Genomic DNA, 1,643 nt, shown 5'->3' with positions numbered 1-1,643 from the left:
TGCCCAAGGTCGCCAAGGGTCCATGGCTTATCAGGTCGTTCGTGGATCAATTGAAGCGCCGGTCCTATGTGCGGGTCCGCCATCGCCCCGAGCCACCCGCCCTCTCCGTAGTCGAGAGACTTGATCCAGCTCCGCAACACCTCGACGAAGAGTACTTCTGTCAGCCGCGACAGTGCGATGTCCTGGCCGGGACGCGCAAACGCCGACTCGCTAACCATGCGTTGCAGAATCGCCTCGAGTCCTCCGCCGCCGTCTGTCGACTTCAGGAGAAGCAGGGGTGGAAGCAATTCCAAGACGCTGCCGCGCGAGGGCCGCTCCACAGTGAAATTGCCGCAGATCATCGTCGAGAGAGGTTGCGCGCTGCCCCCATGACGAACGACGCCAAGGCGTCCAGACGGTCGATCGAGGTCTAGGATCTGTAAAGGCGTCGCCCGGCGGTCCGAATAAATCAGGTGCGGCTCGCCGCGCGTGACGACGACAAAGTCGCCCTCAGTCATGCGGAGTTCTCGTCCCTGTTCAAGCACGAGGGTAGCTGAGCCGCGACTGAGATAATGGAACAGAGCGTAAGGGCGCGCTGGCAATGCCAGATTCCATGGATAGCCGAGTTCGAAGTGGAAGAGCAGAGTCCCACCGAGGCGGACGCGATCGAGCACTTGGGCAAGGATGTCCATCGCTCCACGCTAATACGGCGGACGGTCAGACACAATATTCGGACGATTGGAGCCTAACGTCCGAGAACTCTACGTCCTACTTCACCTCAGGTCGAGCCAACACGTCGCGCAGCATACCATTTCGCAAAATGGCTGATGGAAGAACCGCGATTTTGCCGACGCCTGCCCTTCTCTGGACCCAATTCGTCCGCCATCCCAACAGGAGCAAACTATGCGAAATCTTCTACTATCGGTCGCCACCGTCCTCATGGCCGGAGCGACATTTGCCGCCCCCGCCCAATCGGCTCAACTGCCCAAAGGGGCGGCTCACAATATCGTGCTCGTCCATGGCGCTTTCGTCGACCAGACGAGCTGGAAGCCGGTTGCCGACATCCTCACGAAGAAGGGATACAACGTCACGCTCGTTGAAAACCCGCTCACCTCACTCGCTGCGGACGTCGATGCAACCAAGCAGGCACTTGCGAAACAGAACGGCAAGACCGTGCTCGTCGGTCACTCCTGGGGCGGCGTCGTGATCACGGAAGCAGGCAACGATCCCAAGGTGTCGGCATTGGTCTATGTCTCCGCGTTCGCGCCGGATGTGGGACAATCTCTGGCGACCTTGGCCACGAGCGGTCCGGCAACCGAAGGAGCCGCGGCTATCCGTCCTGACGACAAAGGCAACCTCACCATCAATCCCAAGGTGTTTCCTTCGGCGGTCGCCGCTGACCTGCCCCCGCAGATCGCCGAGTCCCTGGCAAACCATCAGCTTCCGCTGAACCACACGGCGTTCGAGGCACCGGTCGATACGGCCGCCTGGCGCGACAAGCCGACATTCTACGTGATCAGCACCAAGGACAAGGTGATCGCACCCGAGGCCCAGAAGTTTTTCGCCGCCGAAATGAAGGCCCAGACGACGGAAGTCGCCGGCAGCCATGCTTCGCTCATCGTCCACGCGAAGGAAGTCGCCGCGGTCATTGAAAAGGCCGCGCT

2 protein-coding genes are annotated in these 1,643 nt (G+C 60.8%); one reads left to right on the top strand and one right to left on the bottom strand.

The features are described from left to right. Window positions 1-671, bottom strand: a 671-nt coding sequence (locus tag ACH196_RS38035; RefSeq protein ID WP_396651980.1) for a cupin domain-containing protein, incomplete at its 3' end; no start/stop codon positions are given. 211 nt (window positions 672-882) lie between these two features. On the opposite strand from ACH196_RS38035, the gene ACH196_RS38030 reads away from it, so the two are divergent. After that, the coding region (locus ACH196_RS38030; RefSeq protein WP_396651979.1) for an alpha/beta hydrolase at window positions 883-1,643 on the top strand (761 nt) is incomplete at its 3' end.

Origin of the sequence: Mesorhizobium sp. IMUNJ 23232 (assembly GCF_044326205.1) — a bacterium.
Taxonomy (GTDB): domain Bacteria; phylum Pseudomonadota; class Alphaproteobacteria; order Rhizobiales; family Rhizobiaceae; genus Kumtagia.
This window is presented reverse-complemented; position numbering and strand designations above follow the sequence as displayed.